18 protein-coding genes, 1 tRNA gene, 1 rRNA gene and 1 riboswitch are annotated in these 19,596 nt (G+C 55.4%); of the genes, 10 read left to right on the top strand and 10 right to left on the bottom strand.

The genetic code is table 11. The annotated features are described in order from the left end of the window. Nucleotides 1-192: 192 nt before the first annotated feature. The 7 genes from thiH to C5523_RS25660 form a co-directional block, all read right to left on the bottom strand. Nucleotides 193-1,347 carry a 2-iminoacetate synthase ThiH gene (gene thiH, locus C5523_RS25690; protein ID WP_071193731.1) on the bottom strand — a complete coding sequence of 385 codons (1,155 nt, stop codon included), beginning with the start codon at nucleotides 1,345-1,347 and terminating at the stop codon, nucleotides 193-195. Beyond that, nucleotides 1,344-2,114 carry a thiazole synthase gene (thiG, locus tag C5523_RS25685; RefSeq protein WP_039076851.1) on the bottom strand — a complete coding sequence of 257 codons (771 nt, stop codon included), beginning with the start codon at nucleotides 2,112-2,114 and terminating at the stop codon, nucleotides 1,344-1,346. Before thiG ends, thiH begins: the two co-directional genes overlap by 4 nt. Nucleotide 2,115: 1 nt before the next feature. Continuing rightward, nucleotides 2,116-2,316 (bottom strand): sulfur carrier protein ThiS, encoded by a 201-nt coding sequence (thiS, locus tag C5523_RS25680; RefSeq protein WP_039076850.1) that lies wholly within the window; start codon nucleotides 2,314-2,316, stop codon nucleotides 2,116-2,118. Continuing rightward, nucleotides 2,297-3,055, bottom strand: a complete 759-nt coding sequence (locus tag C5523_RS25675) for a HesA/MoeB/ThiF family protein (RefSeq protein ID WP_079498751.1) — start codon at nucleotides 3,053-3,055, stop codon at nucleotides 2,297-2,299. The genes thiS and C5523_RS25675 overlap by 20 nt, the downstream gene beginning before the upstream one ends. Then, nucleotides 3,048-3,683 carry a thiamine phosphate synthase gene (gene thiE / locus C5523_RS25670; protein WP_107224571.1) on the bottom strand — a complete coding sequence of 212 codons (636 nt, stop codon included), beginning with the start codon at nucleotides 3,681-3,683 and terminating at the stop codon, nucleotides 3,048-3,050. Before thiE ends, C5523_RS25675 begins: the two co-directional genes overlap by 8 nt. After that, entirely contained in the window at nucleotides 3,683-5,578 is a 1,896-nt protein-coding gene (gene thiC / locus C5523_RS25665; RefSeq protein WP_108702209.1) for a phosphomethylpyrimidine synthase ThiC, read from the bottom strand. The genes thiE and thiC overlap by 1 nt, the downstream gene beginning before the upstream one ends. Nucleotides 5,579-5,661: 83 nt before the next feature. Next, a riboswitch (TPP riboswitch) is annotated at nucleotides 5,662-5,817 on the bottom strand. A 53-nt stretch (nucleotides 5,818-5,870) separates the two neighbouring features. Next, nucleotides 5,871-6,374, bottom strand: a complete 504-nt coding sequence (locus C5523_RS25660; RefSeq protein WP_039076846.1) for an Rsd/AlgQ family anti-sigma factor — start codon at nucleotides 6,372-6,374, stop codon at nucleotides 5,871-5,873. Between the two features lie 89 nt (nucleotides 6,375-6,463). On the opposite strand from C5523_RS25660, the gene nudC reads away from it, so the two are divergent. From nudC to C5523_RS25630, 6 genes are all read left to right on the top strand, one after another. After that, entirely contained in the window at nucleotides 6,464-7,237 is a 774-nt protein-coding gene (nudC, locus tag C5523_RS25655) for an NAD(+) diphosphatase (RefSeq protein ID WP_108702208.1), read from the top strand. 50 nt (nucleotides 7,238-7,287) lie between these two features. Then, nucleotides 7,288-8,352: a uroporphyrinogen decarboxylase gene (gene hemE / locus C5523_RS25650; protein WP_071193734.1), complete on the top strand. Its 1,065-nt coding sequence runs from the start codon at nucleotides 7,288-7,290 to the stop codon at nucleotides 8,350-8,352. 9 nt (nucleotides 8,353-8,361) lie between these two features. Beyond that, nucleotides 8,362-9,033 carry a deoxyribonuclease V gene (gene nfi, locus C5523_RS25645; RefSeq protein ID WP_039076843.1) on the top strand — a complete coding sequence of 224 codons (672 nt, stop codon included), beginning with the start codon at nucleotides 8,362-8,364 and terminating at the stop codon, nucleotides 9,031-9,033. Nucleotides 9,034-9,075: 42 nt separating this feature from the next. Then, on the top strand, nucleotides 9,076-9,666 hold the full coding sequence (locus tag C5523_RS25640; protein WP_108702207.1) for a YjaG family protein: 591 nt from the start codon (nucleotides 9,076-9,078) through the stop codon (nucleotides 9,664-9,666). Nucleotides 9,667-9,852: 186 nt separating this feature from the next. Further along, nucleotides 9,853-10,125 (top strand): nucleoid-associated protein HU-alpha, encoded by a 273-nt coding sequence (gene hupA / locus C5523_RS25635; protein WP_035890328.1) that lies wholly within the window; start codon nucleotides 9,853-9,855, stop codon nucleotides 10,123-10,125. 13 nt (nucleotides 10,126-10,138) lie between these two features. Next, nucleotides 10,139-10,831, top strand: coding sequence for a DUF1481 domain-containing protein (locus C5523_RS25630; protein WP_039076841.1), 693 nt, complete (start codon nucleotides 10,139-10,141; stop codon nucleotides 10,829-10,831). Nucleotides 10,832-10,834: 3 nt separating this feature from the next. Here the strand turns inward: C5523_RS25630 and zraP are convergent, their stop codons facing one another. Further along, on the bottom strand, nucleotides 10,835-11,269 hold the full coding sequence (zraP, locus tag C5523_RS25625) for a zinc resistance sensor/chaperone ZraP (protein WP_108702206.1): 435 nt from the start codon (nucleotides 11,267-11,269) through the stop codon (nucleotides 10,835-10,837). Between the two features lie 250 nt (nucleotides 11,270-11,519). On the opposite strand from zraP, the gene zraS reads away from it, so the two are divergent. Both zraS and zraR read left to right on the top strand, forming a co-directional pair. Then, nucleotides 11,520-12,908, top strand: coding sequence for a two-component system sensor histidine kinase ZraS (zraS, locus tag C5523_RS25620; protein ID WP_172960916.1), 1,389 nt, complete (start codon nucleotides 11,520-11,522; stop codon nucleotides 12,906-12,908). After that, a complete protein-coding gene (gene zraR / locus C5523_RS25615; RefSeq protein ID WP_039076838.1) occupies nucleotides 12,905-14,236 on the top strand; it encodes a sigma-54-dependent response regulator transcription factor ZraR in 1,332 nt (443 codons plus the stop codon). The genes zraS and zraR overlap by 4 nt, the downstream gene beginning before the upstream one ends. Here the strand turns inward: zraR and purD are convergent. Beyond that, nucleotides 14,233-15,525, bottom strand: a complete 1,293-nt coding sequence (gene purD / locus C5523_RS25610; protein WP_071193739.1) for a phosphoribosylamine--glycine ligase — start codon at nucleotides 15,523-15,525, stop codon at nucleotides 14,233-14,235. The genes zraR and purD overlap by 4 nt on opposite strands. A 15-nt stretch (nucleotides 15,526-15,540) precedes the next feature. After that, nucleotides 15,541-17,130 carry a bifunctional phosphoribosylaminoimidazolecarboxamide formyltransferase/IMP cyclohydrolase gene (purH, locus tag C5523_RS25605; protein ID WP_108702205.1) on the bottom strand — a complete coding sequence of 530 codons (1,590 nt, stop codon included), beginning with the start codon at nucleotides 17,128-17,130 and terminating at the stop codon, nucleotides 15,541-15,543. 564 nt (nucleotides 17,131-17,694) lie between these two features. Between purH and C5523_RS25595 the strand changes: the two genes are divergently transcribed. Both C5523_RS25595 and C5523_RS25590 read left to right on the top strand, forming a co-directional pair. Then, nucleotides 17,695-19,236 (top strand): 16S ribosomal RNA (locus C5523_RS25595). An 85-nt stretch (nucleotides 19,237-19,321) separates the two neighbouring features. Continuing rightward, nucleotides 19,322-19,397: transfer RNA gene (locus tag C5523_RS25590), tRNA-Glu, on the top strand. The last annotated feature ends 199 nt before the right edge of the window (nucleotides 19,398-19,596 follow it).

Below are 19,596 nucleotides of genomic sequence, written 5' to 3'. Positions count from 1 at the left end.
GACGTTCAGTGCTGTTAATCTATTCAATTGGTTAATGTTACACCATGAGGCATAAATGAAGGGAAGTTTGCGCCGGGAAACGCGGGGTTGGCTGATTTATATCAAGCGACGGGAAAACAAGGTTAACCAAAGAGAGGCGGGGCGTAAGCGACAACGCCCCGATGAGTGTGATGCGCAGTGTCCCGAAAGATATCAGCGCGTAACGGCAACGTTGCCATTTTCTTGCGGCGTTCTTCCCAGCCAACTGTCCCAGTCTTTCCACACGGGCTGTAAACCACGCGCTGCCAGCGCGCTGGCCACCTCTTCTGGCCGCCGGTCATCATGCGGTGAAAACTGTTCCAGTTCCGGATGATTATCGGCATAACCGCCGGGCTGCGTTTTGGAAAACGCGCTGACGTTATTAATGGCCAGCGGTACCACATGATCACGAAACCAGGGTGATTCACGTGTTGAGAGTGACAGTTCGATTTCCGGCGAAAAGAGGCGGAAAGCGCAAATGGTCTGCACCAGTTGACGTTCGTCCATAAGAGAAGCCGGCTCGATCCCGCCAGCGCAGGGGCGTAAACGGGGGAAGGAAACAGAAAAACGGCTTTGCCAGTAGTGCTGCTGTAACCACAACAAATGCTCGGCCATCATGTAGCAGTCCACCCGCCAGCTATCGGAAAGGCCAATCAGCGCGCCAAGACCGATTTTATCGATACCCGCCTGGCCGAGCCTGTCCGGCGTCTCCAGTCGCCAGAAAAAATCCTGTTTCTTGCCGCGCAGATGATGCCGGGCATACTGTGCTTCATGCCAGGTTTCCTGATACACCATGACGCCATCCAGCCCCAGCGTTTTCAGTTCAGCGTATTCCTCCATGGAGAGTGGTTGTACTTCCATTTGCAAAGAGGCGAACTGGCGACGAATGGTTGGCAGGTGACGGCGGAAATAGTCCATTCCCACTTTTCCCTGATGCTCGCCGGTGACCAGCAGCAAATGTTCAAAGCCCATTTCGCGGATGGCTGCACATTCGCGTGCGATCTCTGATTCATCGAGCGTCTTGCGCTTGATATGGTTACTCATCGAAAAACCGCAGTAGGTACAGTCGTTGGCGCATAAATTAGAAAGGTACAACGGGACGTAAAAGCTCACCGTGTTGCCAAAGCGCTGGCGCGTGAGGCGCTGCGCTTTTTGTGCCAGAGGTTCCAGATATGCGCTGGCAGCAGGAGAGAGCAGGGCCATGAGGTCATCGCGGGTCAGGCGCGTGGCATTCAGGGCTCGCTCCACATCGGCTGCCGTCTTACTGTTAATGCGTAGCCGAAGATCATCCCAGTTCAGCGTGCGCCAGTAATCGGTAAACGTCTTCATGCGCTGGCCTCCAGAAAACCGGTCAGCGGGCTGGTGGCCACGGCATGGGAGTGGCGCGCGCCGGGGACCGCCTGGCGTGCCAGCATGCCGGCCTCAACTGCCAGACGGAACGCATGCGCCATTGTTACCGGATCGTCGGCCACGGCAATCGCCGTATTCACCAGTACGGCATCAGCACCCATTTCCAGTGCCTGTGTCGCATGGCTGGGTACGCCGATACCGGCATCAACCACCACCGGCACGGTTGCCTGCTCGATGATGATCTCCAGCATCGCCCGCGTTTCCAGTCCCTGGTTGGAGCCAATGGGAGCACCCAGCGGCATGACGGCGGCACAACCGACCTCTTCAAGACGCTTGCATAACACCGGGTCTGCGCCACAGTAAGGCAGCACGACAAACCCCTGTTTCACCAGTGCTTCCGCCGCCTTTAGCGTCTCGATAGGATCCGGTAAAAGCCAGCGTGCATCGGGGTGGATCTCCAGTTTCAGCCAGTGGGTACCCAGCGCTTCACGTGCCAGTTGGGCGGCAAAAATAGCTTCTTGCGCCGTTTTCGCCCCTGATGTGTTAGGCAGTAGCGTGACGCCTGCTGCCAGCAGTGGCGCGAGGATGGCATCGTTATGTTGACGCAAATCGACACGCTTCATCGCCAGTGTGACTAGCTGGCTGCCGGACGCGCGGATGGCATCGACCATCAGCGCTGCGTTGGCAAATTTCCCGGTACCGGTAAACAGGTGTGAATCAAATTGTTTATCTGCAATGCGTAACATCTCAGCCCCCTGCGATAACCTGAAAAAGCAGGATCTGGTCGCCGTCCTGCACGATATGCGCTTCCCACCGCTCGCGCGGAAGAATTTGCTGATTAAGCGCCAGCGCGGCGCCGGGTTTTAGCTGATCGAGTTGCTGCAACAGGGCCGAGACGGTCAGCGCGTCGTCGAGCTGCATGGGCGTGTCATTGAACTGAATGTGCATGCAGCCCTCCGCAAACCGGGCAGCCGCTGGCCCGGCGTAACGCCAGACTGCGCCAGTTGTTGGCGCGGGCATCAAACAGACGTAACTCGCTGGTGTTGGTATTCATACCGCTCAGAAGCTTGATCGCTTCGAGTGCCTGAAGGGTGCCCATCACGCCAACCACTGGGCCAATCACACCGGCGGTACGGCAGTTGCGTTCGGGCTCCAGTTCATCTGGCCACAAACAGCGATAGCAACCATGGGTCCACGGCGGTGTGAGCACCATCAACTGCCCCCCGAAACCCACGGCGCTGGCGGTAATCAACGGTGTACCGGTGCTGACGCAGGCGGCATTAATCGCCTGACGAGTCGCCATATTATCGGTGCAATCGAGTACCAGATCGGCATTGTCCACCGCGTGGCGCAATGCCTCGCCGGAAAGGCGCTGCTCAAGGGCGACCAGCGAAATTTCCGGGTTCAGCCGCCCCAGGCGCTGTTTGGTGACCTGCGATTTCGACCGGGCGATGTCGTCAGTGGTAAACACGATTTGCCGCTGCAGGTTACTCAGATGCACATCGTCGTCGTCGGCCAGCACCAGCGTACCCACGCCAGCGCCCGCCAGGTAGAGCGCGGCGGGGGAGCCTAACCCGCCCAACCCGATAATCAGCACCCGGCTGGCGAGCAGCTTTTGTTGCCCGTCGATGGCAATATCTTCCAGCAACATCTGCCGGCTATAGCGCATAAAGTCACGATCATTCATCGCCAACCCCCGCCAGAGCCAGTAATTGCGCCGTTGCCTCACGCCAGTCAGCCGCCTGGGTAATCGCGCTGACGACCGCTATGCTGCCAACGCCAGTTCCCAGCACTTCGGGCGCACGGGCAAGGCTTATCCCGCCGATGGCGACGGTCGGATAATCGGCAAGCCTTTCGATATGCCGCGCCAGTTGCTCCAGCCCCTGCGGCGCGGAGGGCATCTGTTTCGTCTGCGTCGGGAAGATATGCCCCAGGGCGATATAGGACGGGCGTGCGGCGAGCGCCACGTCAATTTCCATATCGTCGTGAGTCGATACGCCGAGGCGTAATTCCGCAGCCTGGATCGCCTTCAAATCGGTGGTTTCCAGGTCTTCCTGACCCAGATGTACACCGTAAGCGTTATGTTTTATCGCCAGCCGCCAGTAGTCGTTGATAAACAGGCGGGCATCGTAACGACGCCCCAGTGCAATGGCCGCTACAACGTCGGCTTCAACCTCTTCATCGCGTTTATCTTTGATACGCAACTGGATGGTGCGCACGCCGGCGTCGAGCAGGCGTTCAATCCACGCCACGCTGTCCACCACCGGGTAAAGGCCTAAGCGAAGGGGCACTCTCGGGAAATCGGGTTGATACATCAGACCTCCTCCTTTTTGAGATAGATCTCACCGCCTTTGGCGCGGAAGTTTTCTGACATATCCGCCATCCCCACTTCGATGGTCTGGGCTGCGGCGTAATCGCGTACTTCCTGGCTGATTTTCATTGAGCAGAATTTCGGCCCGCACATGGAGCAGAAGTGAGCGACTTTGCCCGACTCCTGCGGCAGGGTTTCATCGTGATATGCACGGGCGGTGAACGGGTCGAGCGCCAGGTTGAACTGGTCTTCCCAGCGGAATTCGAAACGTGCTTTGGACATGGCGTTATCGCGGATCTGCGCGCCGGGATGGCCTTTGGCGAGATCCGCGGCATGCGCGGCGATCTTGTAGGTAATCAGCCCTTGCTTCACATCCTCTTTGTTTGGCAAACCGAGGTGCTCTTTTGGCGTGACATAGCAGAGCATGGCGCAGCCAAACCAGCCGATCATCGCCGCGCCAATCCCGGAGGTAAAGTGGTCGTAACCCGGCGCGATATCGGTGGTCAGCGGCCCCAGCGTGTAGAACGGCGCCTCATGGCAGTGCTCCAGCTCTTCGGTCATATTGCGGCGGATCATCTGCATCGGTACGTGGCCAGGGCCTTCAATCATCACCTGTACATCGTATTCCCAGGCAATTTTGGTCAGCTCGCCCAGCGTGTGCAGCTCGGCGAATTGCGCTTCGTCATTGGCATCCTGAATTGAGCCGGGTCGCAGGCCGTCGCCCAGCGACAGTGAGACATCATAGGCGGCGCAGATTTCGCAGATTTCGCGGAAGTGCTCGTAGAGGAAGTTTTCTTTGTGATGGGATAAGCACCATTTCGCCATAATCGAACCGCCGCGTGACACGATGCCGGTCAGGCGTTTGGCGGTTATCGGCACGTAGCGCAGCAACACGCCCGCGTGGATGGTGAAGTAGTCCACGCCTTGCTCAGCCTGCTCCAGCAGGGTGTCGCGGAACGCTTCCCATGTCAGGTTTTCGGCGATGCCGTTCACCTTCTCCAGCGCCTGGTAGATCGGTACAGTACCAATTGGCACCGGGCTGTTACGCAGGATCCACTCGCGGGTTTCATGAATATAGCGGCCCGTCGACAGGTCCATTACCGTATCGGCACCCCAGCGGGTTGACCACACCAGTTTTTCTACCTCTTCCTCGATGGAGGAGGTGATCGCGGAGTTGCCGATGTTGGCATTCACTTTCACCAGGAAATTGCGGCCGATGATCATCGGTTCCGACTCCGGGTGGTTGATGTTGGCGGGGATGATGGCGCGTCCGGCAGCCACTTCGTCGCGCACAAATTCCGGGGTGATATTTTCTGGCAGGTTAGCGCCAAAGCCGTGGCCAAGATGCTGCTGGCGCAACACCTCACCGCGGATACGCTCGCGGCCCATATTTTCACGGATGGCGATAAACTCCATCTCCGGGGTCACCATCCCCTGACGCGCATAATGCAACTGGGTGACACGCTGGCCCGCTTTGGCCCGTTTCGGTGTCAGTAAGCCGCTAAAACGCAGGTCGTTCAGGCCGTCATCCGCAAGCCGCTCTTTGGTGTATACCGAACTGCGATCGCGCAGTTTTTCGGTATCGTCGCGGGCATCGATCCACGGCTGACGCAGTTTCGCCAGCCCCTGCTGTACATCGATAGCCACATTCGGGTCGCCATAGGGACCGGACGTGTCATAGACCGGAATCGCCTCGTTTTCTTCGTATTGAGGGTTGTCCTTAGAGCCGCCGATAAGCGTCGGGCTAAGCTGGATTTCGCGCATCGGAACACGAATATCAGGTTGTGAGCCGGTGATATAGATACGTTTTGAGTTCGGGAAAGCGGTGCCTTCCAGCGTGTCGATAAAATGCTGCGCCTGGGCGCGTTGTTCACGGCGTGTAAGTTGATTTGCAGACATAGCTCATTCCAAATGTTAAGGACATGGCTTGTCAGACGACGGATGGAGTAATAACAACAGATCACCGCAAGGGTGATTGATGTGAATGGATTACTCTTGTTCCCTTCGCAGGTTCTAACCTGATCAGGTTCCGCGGATCCCGAATTAACGGTCTCAGCCTTTTCCACTTCATCCTTCGCGCCGCCTCTTAGGGCATCGCGAATGCTTTTGTGGAAATATAGGCACTCCGACAAGAAAAACCCCGTCCGAAGACGGGGACTGTTTTTTAAACTACGCGTTAATCAGAAAGAACTCAAGCAGGACGCGCCATTCCACTTTCGTCGTTGGCGCCGTCTTTAAGATTGTTGTCGTATGCCAGTATGATCAACTTGTCTTCAAGCGAAAAGCGGGCTGCAAGCGCTTCGCCGATATCAGACAGCGCCTGCTGAAATTCAGCGTAATTGTCATCATCGATAGCATTTTCCAGGCTGGAGTCGTAGTACTCCATAATTTCCAGGGTATTGGCTTCGAGGAGAGGGTAAATCTGCGTGGAGGCTAAAAGTGGGCTGGTCCCTTCCATTTCCCCGATAATCCGTTCATAAATATTAAAATGACCGGCGGAAAGGTATTCAACCAGGTTATGACAGAATTCGTCCAGCGCTTTTTCATTCAGCTGCATGTACGAGCCTTTTCCAGGTGTTATGCCAACCAGGTTGTAGTAATGAACCAGTAGCTGTTTTCGGTTATACAGCCAGTTGTCGACCAGTTCGTTACTTCCTCCAATTCGTTCCGCCAGGGTTGCTAACTGGTTTAGCATAATTGACTCCGCAATATTAAGATTAAAAAACGCTCGAATGTAATAATAATGTTAACAACATGCCAGTAAAGCTAAGGTAGTGCAAACAAATGCATCGTATTATCGAGTCATCAGATCATGGCTGGTGGATCGTAAGCCATGAACAAAAATTATGGTTGCCCGGGGGAGAATTACCACTCGGTAATGCAGGAAATTTCGATCTTGTGGGGCAAAGCGCACTCCAGATAGGCGAATGGGAAGGCGAACCTGTGTGGATGATCCGCCAGAATCGTCGGCAGGAGATGGGAACTGTCCGCCAGGTGATTGAACAGGATGCTGGATTGTTTCAACTGGCCGGGCGCGGTGTTCAACTGGCTGAGTTTTACCGCTCACATAAGTTTTGTGGGTATTGCGGACATACTATGCACCCCAGCAAGACAGAGTGGGCCATGTTATGTGACCACTGCCGCGAACGTTATTACCCGCAGATTGCGCCCTGCATTATCGTTGCCATTCGCCGCGATGATAAAATCCTGTTGGCTCAGCACACCCGTCATCGCAATGGCGTTTACACCGTTCTGGCCGGTTTCGTCGAAGTGGGCGAAACGCTGGAACAGGCCGTCGCACGTGAAGTGATGGAAGAGAGCGGCATCAAAGTGAAAAACCTGCGTTATATCACCTCGCAGCCCTGGCCTTTCCCGCAATCGCTAATGACGGCTTTTATGGCGGAATATGACAGCGGGGAGATTGTTATCGATCCTAAAGAGCTGCTGGATGCGGGCTGGTACCGCTACGACGACCTGCCGCTGCTGCCTCCGCCTGGTACTGTTGCCCGTCGTTTGATTGAAGATACGGTGGCGCAGTGCCGGGCAGAATACGAGTAAAGAACGAGTAGTGTTACACTGGCGGGCTGACGCAATAAGGAACTGTAAACATGACCGAATTAAAAAACGATCGCTACCTTCGCGCACTTCTGCGCCAGCCCGTGGATGTGACGCCAGTATGGATGATGCGTCAGGCTGGTCGCTATCTCCCGGAGTACAAAGCGACGCGCGCGCAGGCGGGTGATTTTATGTCGCTGTGCAAAAATGCCGAACTGGCGTGCGAAGTCACCCTTCAGCCTTTGCGTCGCTACAAACTGGATGCGGCCATTCTTTTTTCCGACATCCTGACCATCCCGGACGCGATGGGATTAGGGCTCTATTTCGAGGCGGGCGAAGGCCCACGTTTTACCTCTCCCATTACCTGTCGTGCGGATGTTGAAAAACTGCCCGTGCCGGACCCGGAGCAGGAACTGGGTTACGTCATGAACGCCGTGCGTACCATTCGCCGTGAACTGAAAGGTGAAGTGCCGCTGATTGGTTTCTCCGGTAGCCCGTGGACGCTGGCGACCTATATGGTGGAAGGCGGCAGCAGTAAAGCCTTTACCGTCATTAAAAAGATGATGTACGCCGAACCGCAAACGCTGCATTTGTTGCTTGATAAGCTGGCCAGCAGCGTCACCCTGTACCTCAACGCGCAGATCAAAGCCGGTGCCCAATCGGTGATGATTTTCGACACCTGGGGCGGTGTGCTGACCGGGCGCGATTACAAGCAGTTCTCGCTCTATTACATGCATAAAATTGTCGACGGCCTGCTGCGTGAAAACGAGGGCAAACGCGTACCGGTGACGCTGTTTACCAAAGGCGGTGGGCAGTGGCTGGAAGCGATGGCGGAGACGGGCTGTGATGCTCTGGGTCTCGACTGGACTACAGATATCAGCGATGCACGCCGCCGTGTCGGCCACAAAGTGGCACTGCAGGGCAACATGGATCCTTCGATGCTTTATGCCGCACCTGCCCGCATCGAAGACGAAGTGGCGTCTATACTTGCTGGTTTCGGTCAGGGTGAAGGGCATGTGTTCAACCTCGGTCACGGCATCCATCAGGATGTGCCGCCAGAACATGCTGGCGTATTTGTGGAGGCGGTGCACAGACTCTCAGCCCAGTATCACAAGTAAGGAGTCGTTATGGATCTCGCGTCGCTACGCGCTCAACAAATTGAACTGGCCTCTTCTGTTTCCCGTGAGGATCGTCTGGAAAAAGATCCTCCCGCTCTGATCGGCGGTGCGGATGTAGGGTTTGAGCAAGGCGGCGAAGTGACGCGTGCCGCGATGGTGCTGTTGACCTGGCCTGAACTGGAACTGGTTGAGTATAAAGTGGCGCGTATTGCGACCACGATGCCTTATATCCCCGGCTTTCTCTCTTTTCGTGAATATCCCGCGCTGCTTGCGGCGTGGGAGCAACTCTCACAAAAACCGGATCTGCTATTTGTCGATGGCCATGGAATATCACATCCCCGTCGTCTGGGGGTTGCCAGCCACTTTGGTCTGCTGGTGGATGTGCCAACCATTGGCGTGGCGAAAAAACGGCTGTGCGGTAAGTTTGAGCCACTCTCTGACGAACCGGGCGCCCTGGCGCCGCTGATGGACAAAGGCGAGCAACTGGCATGGGTCTGGCGCAGTAAGGCGCGCTGTAACCCTCTTTTCGTGGCGACAGGGCATCGGGTGAGCACGGATACCGCGCTGGCCTGGGTGCAGCGTTGCATGAAAGGCTATCGGCTGCCTGAACCGACCCGTTGGGCCGACGCTGTCGCATCGGGCCGCCCTGCATTCGCGCGTTGGCAGGAAATTCAGCGTTGATTCAGGTACACTGCCGCTAATTTCTGCATCAGAGAACCTATCATGTTACAAAACCCGATTCACCTGCGTCTGGAGAAGCTGGCAACGTGGCAGCACGTCACTTTTATGGCCTCTCTTTGCGAGCGCATGTATCCCAATTACGCCATGTTCTGCCAGGAAACGGAGTTTGGCAACCCGCAGCTTTATCGCCGCATTCTCGATTTGGTGTGGGAAACGCTGACGGTAAAAGATGCAAAGGTGAATTTCGATAACCAGCTTGAGAAGCTGGAAGAGGCAATTCCTTCGGCTGACGACTACGATATGTACGGTGTCTACCCGGCGATTGATGCTTGTGTGGCGCTAAGCGATCTTATTCATGCTCTCCTGAGCGGTGAATCGACAGAGTACGCGATTGAGGTTAGCAAGACGTCTATTACCACCGTTGCGATGCTGGAAATGACTCACGCAGGTCGCGAAATGACCGACGAAGAGCTCAAAGAAAACCCAGCGGTGGAGCAGGAATGGGACATTCAGTGGGAGATTTTCCGCCTTTTGGCTGCTTGTGAAGAACGCGATATTGAACTGATCAAAGGCCTGCGCGCAGACCTGCGTGAGGCCGGGGACAGTAATATCGGTATAAATTTGCAGCAATGAGACAACAAAACGTGATTTAACGCCTGTTTTGTCGTCCTGGGAGGCTTCCCTTCGCACCCCCGTCTGGTCTACATTTGGGGGGCGAAAAAAAGTGGCTATCGGTGCGTGTATGCAGGAGAGTGCTTTTCTGGCATTTCCGTCGCACTCGATGCTTAGCAAGCGATAAACACATTGAAAGGATAACTTATGAACAAGACTCAACTGATTGATGTAATTGCAGACAAGGCTGATCTGTCTAAAGCGCAAGCGAAAGCTGCTCTGGAATCCACCCTGGCTGCGATTACTGAGTCTCTGAAAGAAGGCGATGCTGTACAACTGGTTGGTTTCGGTACCTTCAAAGTGAACCACCGCGCTGAGCGTACTGGCCGCAACCCGCAGACCGGTAAAGAAATCAAAATCGCCGCAGCTAACGTACCGGCGTTTGTTTCTGGTAAAGCACTGAAAGACTCTGTTAAGTAAGACAGGCGTGGCAGTGAACAGTTTTATCGAAGGGGCTTTGCGGCCCCTTTTGTCTTTCTGGCGCCGGTCACGGGTGCTGGCGGGCGTGCTGTTATTAACTGCCTGTAGCCACAACTCCTCACTCCCCCCCTTCACCGCCAGCGGCTATGCCGGGGACCAGGGAGCAGAGCGCCTTTGGCGCAAAGATTCAGACAGCGAGACCCATCTTCTCGCCGCTTTTAGCCCGTGGCACAACGGGAATACCTCTTTAAGTGAATACCGCTGGCAGGGCGATGAGCTTCGGCTGATTGAACTCAATATCTACGGTAAAACACCGGAACACATCCGTGTGCGCTTTGATGACCACGGCGAGCTGAGTTTCATGCAGCGTGAAGTCAATGGTCAGAAAGAGCAGCTTTCCAGCGATCAGGTCGCGCTCTACCGTTATCGTGCGAACCAGCTCCGGCAGACCAGCGACGCATTGCGTCTGGGGCGTGTAGTGCTGCGCCAGGGCCGTTGGCATGCCAATGGTTCCGTTACAACATGCGAAGGTCAAACCATCAAACCCGACCTCGATTCTCTGGCTATCAGCCATATAGAGCGTCGGCAGAATCATTCATCGGCGGAAGTGAGCGTAGCGTGGCTGGAAGGTCCCGAAGGATCTCAGTTGCTGCTGGTGGCCAATGAGGATTTTTGTACCTGGCAGCCAACTGAGAAAAGTTTCTAAGTCTTACCCGTGATTCATTCCCATATGGTCGCGACCTCCGCCACAACTTCCGTGTCCCATGCCTTCACCGCGAGGAATTCCTGCCTGTGCTAAGGTGATATCAAACTTGACTCGCTGTTGGTCCAGTTTTTGGCTTAGCGTCTCTATCTGCTGAGCTGTGGATTCTATTTTTGCGCTGTCCGGTTTATCTGCGGTTAATAACGCATTGTATTCATAACGTTTTGAGGTGAGTTGCTGACGTAACGCACGGGTTTGCTCATAAAAATCGTTATGCAGCTTCCGGGCAGTAGCCTGTTGTTCGGTGGTCAGTTGGCTATAGCCCTGCGGGCCCATCCCGTTGCCGTTGTTCCAGTGGTGCCTTGCCCATGCCGAGCTGCTACCTAAAGTCAGCGCGGCGAGGGTGATGAGTGTCAGCGTCAGTTTTTGGTTCCGTTTCATGGTTCATTCTCCTGGTTGTTGTTATTTAGTGATTTGCATCTTCCATGCCAGGATGAGAGACCAGCAGAATATAGGGGTATCGTCGTGCTACAGGCCGGTGGGGCGAGTAAAAATGACTCACGATGAGGGCGAGACGGGTCATTTTTACTCGTTTTCCTTGCGGGTTTATGGCAGGAGGCAGGTTTGCCGTGGCAGAAAAATGGCATGATTTCTGCTGCGTGAACGGGAGCAGCAAATAAAGGGAGTAGTAATGAACATGATGCGGTTGTCGAAGGATTCTGTCGCCGTGGGCCTGAGCTGGCTATTGACCGGCTTTATTCTGCTACTGGTGTGCCTGTTCTCCGCGCTTATCGTGCGTGATTATGGCCGGGAAAATGAGGCCGCGCGGCAGACTATCCAGGAGAAAGGCAGCGTGTTGATTCGCGCCCTGGAGTCCGGAACCCGCGTGGGCTTGGGTATGCGTATGCATCATACGCAACTCCAGGCACTGCTGGAGGAGATGGCCTGGCAGCCTGGCGTGCTGTGGTTTGCGGTGACGGATGAGAACGGCAAAATCCTTGCCCATAGTGATCCGAACCAGGTTGGCGGGACACTGTACTCCGCCGATACGATGCATGAACTGAAGATTGACCAGGAGGAACGCTGGCGGCGGCTCGAACAGCCGGAACCGGCTCTGGAGATTTATCGTCAATTCCGCCCGCTAAACAGCGGTGGTGGGCATCATATGCGTATGATGCCCCGCGAATCTGCCGAACAGCGTGCCGGGCTACCGCAGGTGATTTTCATTGCCTTTGATACGCGCGAACTGGACACGGCTAATGCCCGTGGCCTGCGCAATATGGTCATTATGCTTTGCGCGGCAGGGGGGGTAATGATTGCAACGGTGTTGAGCCAGTTCTGGTTTCGCCGCTATCAGCATTCGCGTAAACAATTGCAGGAGGCGATGGCGCGTAAAGAAAAGCTGGTGGCGCTTGGGCATCTGGCCGCAGGGGTCGCGCATGAGATCCGCAACCCGCTGTCTTCCATCAAGGGGCTGGCAAAGTATTTTGCCGAACGCACTCCGCCTGATGGAGAAGCGCATCAACTGGCCCAGGTGATGGCGAAGGAGGCCGATCGTCTGAACCGGGTCGTTAGCGAGCTGCTGGAACTGGTGCGTCCGGCCCATTTAACCTACCAGTCCGTTAACCTGAATGAAGTGATTAGACATTCGCTTCGGTTGGTTAGCCAGGATGCCGCCAGTCGGGCGATTATGCTCAATTTCACCCCGCAGCCAGAGCTATGCCGCATCCAGGCCGATCCGGATCGTTTGAAGCAGGTGCTGCTGAACCTCTACCTTAATGCTATCCACGCCATTGATCACGATGGCGTAATTACGGTCGCAGCGAGCGAATGTGGCGACGGGCGAGTTAAGGTAAGCGTTGCGGACAGTGGTAAGGGTATGACGGCGGAACAGTTACAGTCCATCTTCACGCCGTATTACACCACCAGAGCCGACGGAACCGGGCTTGGCCTGGCCGTCGTGCAGAATATTATTGAGCAGCACGGCGGAATAATTCATGCCGGGAGTGCTCCCGGCAAGGGCGCGGTATTTACTCTCTTTTTGCCGGTCAACGGGCAACAGAAGGATGAACAAGGATGAGTGGCGGGCAGGTCGATATTCTGGTGGTGGATGATGACATCAGCCACTGCACTATTTTACAGGCGCTGTTGCGGGGCTGGGGATACCGGGTTGCGCTGGCTCATAACGGCGTACAGGCGCTGGAACAGGTACGTCAGCAGGTGTTTGATCTGGTGCTTTGCGATATCCGTATGGCGGAGATGGACGGTATCGAAACGCTGAAAGAGATCAAAACCTTGAATCCGTCGATTCCCGTTCTGATCATGACCGCGTACTCCAGCGTCGATACCGCAGTGGAGGCGCTGAAATCCGGTGCGCTGGACTACCTCATCAAGCCGCTGGACTTTGACAAGTTGCAGCAGACGCTGTCCGGGGCGCTGGCGCATACGCGGCTGAGTGAGTCCCCTGTCACAGGCACCCCCGCTGCTCAGTTTGGCATGGTGGGGGATAGCCCGGCGATGCGGGCGCTGCTGAATAATATCGCCCTGGTGGCCCCCTCCGATGCGACGGTATTGATTCACGGCGAGTCGGGAACCGGGAAAGAGCTGGTCGCACGGGCGCTGCACGCCAGCAGTGGTCGCAGCCACGGGCCGTTGGTTACCCTCAACTGTGCGGCGCTCAACGAGTCGTTGCTGGAGTCGGAGCTGTTTGGCCATGAGAAAGGCGCGTTCACCGGCGCGGACAAACGTCGGGACGGGCGCTTTGTTGAAGCAGACGGCGGCACGCTCTTCCTTGATGAGATCGGCGATATCTCCCCGTTAATGCAGGTGCGTCTGTTGCGGGCGATTCAGGAGCGCGAAGTGCAGCGCGTGGGCAGCAACCAGACCCTTTCGGTTGACGTACGGCTGATTGCCGCCACCCACCGGGATTTAGCCGGGGAGGTTAGCGCCGGGCGTTTTCGTCAGGATCTCTACTACCGCCTGAACGTCGTGACTATCGACATGCCGCCGCTGCGTCAACGCAGGGAAGATATCCCTCCGCTGGCGCGTTATTTCCTGCAACGTTACGCCGAGCGTAACCGTAAAGCGGTACAGGGATTTACGCCGCAGGCGATGGACTTGCTGATTCACTACACATGGCCGGGCAATATTCGTGAGCTGGAGAATGCGATTGAACGGGCGGTGGTCTTGCTGACCGGAGAGTTTATTTCTGAGCGCGAGTTGCCACTGGCGATTGTCGGTACGCCGATTGCGAACGCGCCACACGGCGATGATGTTATTCAGCCGCTGGTCGATGTAGAGAAAGAAGCGATCCTGGCGGCGCTCGAAAAAACGGGCGGCAACAAAACAGAAGCCGCCCGTCAGTTGGGCATTACGCGCAAAACGCTGCTGGCAAAGCTCAGCCGTTAGCTGTTTTGCTCGCGGGCAATTGCGCGATAACCGATATCTTTACGGCTAAAGCTACCTTCCCACTGGATATTTTCCATTAAGGCGTATGCACGCTTCTGTGCTTCGGCAACGGTGTGGCCCAGCGCAGTCGCGCACAGCACGCGACCGCCGTTGGTAAGAACGCGGTCATCGTCGGAAAGCTTTGTGCCGGCGTGGAAGACTTTGCCATCCGCCACTTCTTCCAGCGGCAGTCCGTGGATCTCGTCACCGGTGTTGTAATTACCCGGATAACCACCCGCAGCAACAACGACACCAAGAGACGCGCGCTCATCCCAATCGGAGGTTTTCTCATCCAGCTTGCCATCGCAGGCTGCGAGACACAGATCCACCAGATCGGATTTCATGCGCAGCATGATCGGCTGGGTTTCCGGATCGCCGAAGCGGCAGTTGAACTCGATAACCTTCGGGTTGCCCTGTTTGTCGATCATCAGACCGGCATACAGGAAGCCGGTATAGGTATTCCCTTCGGCGGCCATACCTTTAACGGTTGGCCAAATGATACGTTCCATGGTGCGCTGGTGGACTTCATCCGTCACCACCGGAGCGGGGGAATAAGCGCCCATACCGCCCGTATTCGGACCGGTATCGCCATCACCGACGCGTTTATGATCCTGGCTGGTCGCCATAGGCAGCACATGCTCACCGTCAACCATCACGATAAAGCTGGCTTCTTCACCGTCGAGGAACTCTTCGATAACGATACGGTGGCCTGCGTCGCCAAAGGCGTTGCCAGCCAGCATGTCGTTGACGGCCGCTTCGGCTTCCTCGAGCGTCATTGCCACGATCACGCCTTTACCGGCAGCCAGACCGTCTGCTTTGATAACGATCGGAGCGCCTTTTTCGCGCAGCCAGGCCAGCGCAGGTTCCACTTCGGTGAAGTTCTGGTATTCCGCTGTCGGAATGTTATGACGCGCGAGGAAATCTTTGGTGAAGGCTTTAGAGCCTTCCAGTTGAGCAGCGCCTTCGGTTGGGCCGAAGATTTTCAGCCCTGCGGCACGGAACGCATCCACAACGCCAATCACCAGTGGCGCTTCCGGGCCAACGATGGTCAGATCAATCTTCTCGCTCTGAGCAAAGCTCAGCAGCGCCGGAATATCGGTTACGCCAATGGCGACGTTTTGCAGCGTGGGTTCCAGCGCTGTGCCTGCGTTGCCCGGTGCGACGAAAACGGTGTCGACCAGCGGTGACTGTGCCGCTTTCCATGCCAGCGCGTGCTCGCGCCCGCCGTTACCAATCACTAATACTTTCATTGTCTGCTCCGAAAATTAATGGCGGAAGTGACGCATGTCGGTGAAGATCATCGCAATACCGTGTTCGTCGGCGGCGGCAATCACTTCGTCATCACGGATAGAACCGCCTGGCTGAATCACACAGCTCACGCCAACGGCGGCAGCGGCATCAATACCATCACGGAACGGGAAGAACGCATCAGAGGCCATCGCGGAACCTTTCACTTCCAGACCTTCATCGCCTGCTTTGATCCCGGCGATTTTCGCGGAGTAGACGCGGCTCATCTGGCCTGCGCCTATGCCAATGGTCATGTTCTCTTTGGCATACACGATAGCGTTGGATTTCACGAACTTCGCCACTTTCCAGCAGAACAGCGCATCACGCAGTTCCTGTTCGGTCGGCTGGCGTTTGGAAACAACACGCAGTTCGCCTTCGGTCACCATACCCAGATCGCGGTCCTGAACCAGCAGGCCGCCGTTAACGCGTTTGAAATCAAGACCCGGGACGCGTGCGGTCCACTCACCACAGGTCAGCACGCGGACGTTCTGTTTCGCGGCAGTGATCTTCAGGGCTTCTTCAGTCGCAGACGGTGCAATGATCACTTCAACAAACTGGCGGGAGATGATGGCCTGCGCGGTTTCGGCATCCAGTTCGCGGTTAAAGGCGATGATACCGCCGAACGCGGAGGTCGGGTCGGTTTTGTACGCGCGATCGTAAGCATCCAGAATAGAGGAACTGACCGCTACGCCGCATGGGTTAGCATGTTTAACGATAACGCAGGCCGGCTCGCTGAACTCTTTCACACATTCCAGTGCAGCATCGGTATCGGCAATATTGTTATAGGAAAGCGCTTTGCCCTGAACTTGCTGCGCGGTCGCAACAGAGGCTTCTTTGATCTCTTCTTCTATATAGAAGGCTGCCTGCTGGTGGCTGTTTTCGCCGTAGCGCATATCCTGCTTCTTAATGAAGTTCAGGTTCAGGGTGCGCGGGAAGCGGCCGGCGGCTTCTTTTGTCTCGCCGTGATAGGCCGGCACCATGCTGCCAAAATAGTTGGCGATCATGCTGTCGTAGGCGGCGGTGTGTTCAAAGGCTTTAATGGCGAGGTCGAAGCGGGTGTCGAGGGTCAGGGAGCCTTCGTTGGCATCCATCTCTTCAATAATAGCGTTGTAGTCGCTGCTCTTTACAACGATGGCGACATCTTTATGGTTCTTCGCCGCCGAGCGCACCATAGTCGGGCCGCCGATATCGATATTCTCTACCGCATCTTCCAGAGAACAGCCTTCGCGGGCAACGGTCTGGGCAAACGGATAAAGGTTAACAACGACCATATCAATAGGAGAGATGCTGTGCTCAGCCATGATGGCATCATCCTGGCCGCGGCGGCCAAGGATCCCACCATGCACTTTCGGATGCAGGGTCTTAACGCGTCCATTCATCATTTCCGGGAAACCGGTGTAATCGGAAACTTCGGTCACCGGCAGGCCTTTATCAGCTAACAGACGGGCAGTGCCCCCTGTAGATAGCAGTTCCACACCGCGTGCAGAAAGTGCCTGGGCGAATTCGACGATACCGGCTTTGTCAGAAACACTGAGCAGCGCGCGGCGGATTGGACGACGTTGTTGCATGGTAAATCCCCTGGATTTGACGATTACAGAGAGCGTTAGCTGAATTTTCATCTAAAAACTCAGCTAACGCCCCTTACGGGGCATCCTTGTTTTAGCGGGGGCATTTTAACGAAAACGTTTGCGCAACGCTCGCGAATTTTCACTTTTTCGCAGCATTGTGGATAAGTCTGTGTGCAAAAGGGTATAAGGCGGGCTTTTGCTGTGGAATGCAGCAGTCAGTCATTTTTCTGCAATTTTTCTATTGCGGCCTGCGGAGAACTCCCTATAATGCGCCTCCATCGACACGGCGGATGTGAATCACTTCACACAAACAGCCGGGTCGGTTGAAGAGAAAAATCCTGAAATAACGGGTTGACTCTGAAAGAGGAAAGCGTAATATACGCCACCTCGCAACGGTGAGCGAAAGCCGCGTTGCACTGCTCTTTAACAATTTATCAGACAATCTGTGTGGGCACTCAAAGTGACATGGATTCTTAATGTCTTCGGACACTAAATGAATACCAAGTCTCATAGAGTGAACACGTAATTCATTACGAAGTTTAATTCTACGAGCATCAAACTTTTAAATTGAAGAGTTTGATCATGGCTCAGATTGAACGCTGGCGGCAGGCCTAACACATGCAAGTCGAACGGTAGCACAGAGGAGCTTGCTCCTTGGGTGACGAGTGGCGGACGGGTGAGTAATGTCTGGGAAACTGCCCGATGGAGGGGGATAACTACTGGAAACGGTAGCTAATACCGCATAATGTCGCAAGACCAAAGAGGGGGACCTTCGGGCCTCTTGCCATCGGATGTGCCCAGATGGGATTAGCTTGTTGGTGAGGTAATGGCTCACCAAGGCGACGATCCCTAGCTGGTCTGAGAGGATGACCAGCCACACTGGAACTGAGACACGGTCCAGACTCCTACGGGAGGCAGCAGTGGGGAATATTGCACAATGGGCGCAAGCCTGATGCAGCCATGCCGCGTGTGTGAAGAAGGCCTTCGGGTTGTAAAGCACTTTCAGCGGGGAGGAAGGCAATACGGTTAATAACCGTGTTGATTGACGTTACCCGCAGAAGAAGCACCGGCTAACTCCGTGCCAGCAGCCGCGGTAATACGGAGGGTGCAAGCGTTAATCGGAATTACTGGGCGTAAAGCGCACGCAGGCGGTCTGTCAAGTCGGATGTGAAATCCCCGGGCTCAACCTGGGAACTGCATTCGAAACTGGCAGGCTTGAGTCTTGTAGAGGGGGGTAGAATTCCAGGTGTAGCGGTGAAATGCGTAGAGATCTGGAGGAATACCGGTGGCGAAGGCGGCCCCCTGGACAAAGACTGACGCTCAGGTGCGAAAGCGTGGGGAGCAAACAGGATTAGATACCCTGGTAGTCCACGCCGTAAACGATGTCGACTTGGAGGTTGTGCCCTTGAGGCGTGGCTTCCGGAGCTAACGCGTTAAGTCGACCGCCTGGGGAGTACGGCCGCAAGGTTAAAACTCAAATGAATTGACGGGGGCCCGCACAAGCGGTGGAGCATGTGGTTTAATTCGATGCAACGCGAAGAACCTTACCTGGTCTTGACATCCACGGAATTTGGCAGAGATGCCTTAGTGCCTTCGGGAACCGTGAGACAGGTGCTGCATGGCTGTCGTCAGCTCGTGTTGTGAAATGTTGGGTTAAGTCCCGCAACGAGCGCAACCCTTATCCTTTGTTGCCAGCGGTCCGGCCGGGAACTCAAAGGAGACTGCCAGTGATAAACTGGAGGAAGGTGGGGATGACGTCAAGTCATCATGGCCCTTACGACCAGGGCTACACACGTGCTACAATGGCATATACAAAGAGAAGCGACCTCGCGAGAGCAAGCGGACCTCATAAAGTATGTCGTAGTCCGGATTGGAGTCTGCAACTCGACTCCATGAAGTCGGAATCGCTAGTAATCGTGGATCAGAATGCCACGGTGAATACGTTCCCGGGCCTTGTACACACCGCCCGTCACACCATGGGAGTGGGTTGCAAAAGAAGTAGGTAGCTTAACCTTCGGGAGGGCGCTTACCACTTTGTGATTCATGACTGGGGTGAAGTCGTAACAAGGTAACCGTAGGGGAACCTGCGGTTGGATCACCTCCTTACCTTAAAGAACCTGCCTTTGTAGTGCTCACACAGATTGTCTGATGAAAAGTAAAAAGCAAGGCGTCTTGCGAGTGAGACTTAAGTGTCCCCTTCGTCTAGAGGCCCAGGACACCGCCCTTTCACGGCGGTAACAGGGGTTCGAATCCCCTAGGGGACGCCACTTGCGCGGTAATGTGTGAAAGGCGTTGCCACCGATATCTCAAAACTGACTTTCGAGTCATGTTTGAGATATTTGCTCTTTAAAAATCTGGATCAAGCTGAAAATTGAAACGACACACGAAAGTGTGTTCGAGTCTCTCAAATTATCGCAATCAGAAGATGACACTGTAAAAGGTGACGTGAGCGATGTGAAGGCAAGG

Source organism: Phytobacter sp. SCO41, assembly GCF_003073275.1.
Taxonomy (GTDB): domain Bacteria; phylum Pseudomonadota; class Gammaproteobacteria; order Enterobacterales; family Enterobacteriaceae; genus Phytobacter; species Phytobacter diazotrophicus.
The sequence above is the reverse complement of the archived record's forward strand: the minus strand, read 5'-3'. Positions and strand labels throughout refer to the sequence as shown.